Source organism: Streptomyces milbemycinicus, assembly GCF_002154605.1.
GTDB classification, from domain to species: domain Bacteria; phylum Actinomycetota; class Actinomycetes; order Streptomycetales; family Streptomycetaceae; genus Streptomyces; species Streptomyces milbemycinicus.
In genome coordinates, this window is the sequence record NZ_MUNE01001141.1 from 1 (window position 1) to 2638 (window position 2638).

At 68.6% G+C, this 2638-nt stretch carries 4 protein-coding genes; 3 read left to right on the forward strand and 1 reads right to left on the reverse strand.

Going from position 1 to position 2638, the window contains the following annotated elements:
• A partial coding sequence (locus CCN51_RS55575; RefSeq protein WP_483883487.1) for an NUDIX hydrolase occupies positions 1 to 228 on the forward strand: 228 nt, incomplete at its 5' end.
• 69 nt (positions 229 to 297) lie between these two features.
• On the opposite strand, the gene CCN51_RS51660 is transcribed toward CCN51_RS55575, so the two are convergent.
• Complete coding sequence (locus CCN51_RS51660) at positions 298 to 549, reverse strand: hypothetical protein (RefSeq protein WP_014174362.1); 252 nt, start codon at positions 547 to 549, stop codon at positions 298 to 300.
• Positions 550 to 825: 276 nt separating this feature from the next.
• Here CCN51_RS51660 and CCN51_RS51665 point away from each other — a divergent pair, with 276 nt between their 5' ends.
• Complete coding sequence (locus CCN51_RS51665; protein WP_014174361.1) at positions 826 to 1830, forward strand: cation diffusion facilitator family transporter; 1005 nt, start codon at positions 826 to 828, stop codon at positions 1828 to 1830.
• A gap of 236 nt (positions 1831 to 2066) precedes the next feature.
• The coding region (locus CCN51_RS51670; RefSeq protein ID WP_211303356.1) for an AfsR/SARP family transcriptional regulator at positions 2067 to 2638 on the forward strand (572 nt) is incomplete at its 3' end.

Below are 2638 nucleotides of genomic sequence, written 5' to 3' on the forward strand. Positions count from 1 at the left end.
GCCCTGGCCGTGTGCCTCGTCCTCGATGACGAAGGGTTCCGATGCGGCCAGGGCGGCCGACGGTTGCGGATGACCTGCTATACGGGTGCGGCACAGGGCGAGCCGGTCCCGGGCCGGGAAATCGCCGAGCTGGCCTGGCTCACGGCGGACGGGGCGGGCCGCTGCGCCCCCGCGCTGCGCCGGGTGCTGGACCGGCTGGTCGCCGAGGGCCGCGTCCGCCGCGCGTGACGCGGCCCGCCAGGGCCCGTCCGGCGCCGGGTCAGGAGCGCCTGAGACGGGTCGGCAGCACTCGACGGGTCAGGAGCGCTTGAGGGGCGCCGGGGAAGCTACAGGCCGGGAGGCCGAGCGGACCCGCTCGGGCCAGGGCGGGCAGTTCACCAGCTCGGCCCACTCCCGGTCGTAGCGCCCCGGCACGGCCCGGCCCGCGGAGGCCCAGCGCTCGACCAGGGCGGCGTAGATGGGCACACAGGTGCTCTGATGGAGCGTTTCGCCGCTCGCGGTGCTCCGGTCCAGCGCTCTGCTCGGCTGCGAGAGAGAACGGCGTCGCATCGTCGTCGTCATGTCAGGCCAACGCGCCGCGCCCGGCGCGGTCACCGGCTCCCCGCGGAGCTCACCCGGACCGGGGCAGTCTCGCACATATCATCGACCGTGCCCGACAATGAAAAGCGTTGCCGAATTCAGAAAGGCATTCCGCATCACCGCAGGTATCGCCGCCCGTGCCACGTGATTGCGGCACTTGATAACCGTGTCCATTGCAGCCTTTGGATTATTTTCCGATGTGCTGTTCAATTGCGCTGTTCCGATGGGCGATTCGAGGAGGAGCGGGTGGGCACCCATACGCACGGCCACGGGGAGGGCCACGCCGGGCACAGCCATGGCGTGGCGGAGAACGCCGACCGTCGCTGGCTGCTGGCGGCGCTCTCGCTGATCAGCGGCTTCATCGTGATCGAGGGCGTCATCGGCGTGGTGGCGCGCTCGCTGGCGCTGATCTCCGACGCCGCCCATATGCTCACCGACGCCGCGTCCATCGTTCTCGCACTGTTCGCGATCCGGCTCGCGGCCCGCCCCTCGCGCGGCGGCTACACCTACGGTCTCAAACGCGCCGAAATTCTCTCCGCCCAGGCCAATGGGCTCTCGCTGCTGCTGCTCGCGGTGTGGCTGGGCTATGAGTCGGTGGAGCGTCTGATCGACCCGCCGGATGTGAACGGTGCCCTGGTCCTGGCCACCGGACTCGCCGGAGTGGCCGTCAATATCGCGGCGGCCTGGTGCATGTCCAAGGCCAATCGCAGCTCGCTCAACGTCGAAGGCGCCTATCAGCACATCCTCAACGACCTCTTCGCCTTCATCGGCACCGCCATCTCGGGTGTCGTCGTCCTGACCACCGGCTTCGCGCGGGCGGATGCGATCGCCTCGCTCGTCGTGGTCGCGCTCATGGTCAAGGCCGGCGTGGGGCTGGTCCGGGCCTCCGGCCGGGTGCTGCTGGAGGCCGCGCCGAGCGGGGTCGAGCCCGATGAGATCGGCGACCGACTGGTGTCCCATGCGGCCGTGGCCGAGGTGCACGATCTGCATGTCTGGCAGATCACCTCGGGGGAGGTCTCGCTCTCCGCCCATGTGCTGGTCGCGGCCCCGGACGGCGACTGCCACGCCGTCCGCGAGGACCTGGAGCGGATGCTGGGCGAGCACTACGGAATCACCCACACCACCCTCCAGATCGACCACCTCGGCGACCGCCGGCCGCCGCGCGACACGCGCGGCCCGGCGACCGAGGGCGACGAGCACTGCCTCGCCGCCCATGGACCGGTGCACCGTTCGGCGCCGCACGGCCATTGACAAATTCGCGGTGCGGGTAATCCGCCACCCCGGTTCGGAAAGATATGCGCCGAACTGATCCGCGATTTCTGGGTGTGTGCGGCTCATCAATTAAATCGCGTATCAACAGGCACAGGTACGAATGAGCCGAAATATGCCTCGGGTCCACTGATCATGCAGGCCGGAGGTATCCTCGGCTGTGAACTGAATACGGGGAACGGGCAGGGCCTTGTCGCCAATGAACCGGGGGTTCGCGTATGAGGTTTCAGGTTCTGGGAAACTTCGAAGTCCTGGGCGACTCCCGCGTCCGCACGCCGAGCGCTCCCAAGCTCCGCCGAACCCTGGCCCTGCTGATACTGCGGCACAACGAGACCGTGCCCACCAAGGCCCTCATCGACGAACTGTGGGGAAGCAGTCCCCCGGACAAGGCCATTCGCGCCGTACACACCTATATCTATGAACTCCGCCGCAGCCTGGCCCGCCCGGGCTGCGGCGGAGAGCTGTTCCTCGAGACCCGGCCGAGCGGCTATACCGTCTGCGTACCGGAAAGCGCGATCGACCTCAATTCCTTTCGGGCCCTGGTCAAAGAAGGCAGGGAGGTGCTTGCCGCCGGGGACCCGGGACATGCCAGGGAAGTGCTGAACCGGGCCCTGGGGATGTGGCAGGGCGGCGCCCTGGCCAATGTGGACTGCGGGGAACTGCTCGAAGCGCATGCCACCGAACTGGAGGAGCGTCGGCTGCGCGCCCTGGAGATGCGCGTCGAAGCCGATTTCCAGCTCGGCCGGCACCATGAACTGAACGGTGAGCTCAAGGCACTGGCCGCGGCCAG

What these genes read in the sequence shown, in the direction of transcription:
- CCN51_RS51660 (WP_014174362.1), bottom strand. Translation starts at nt 549, where the DNA reads ATGCGACGCCGTTCTCTCTCGCAGCCGAGCAGAGCGCTGGACCGGAGC.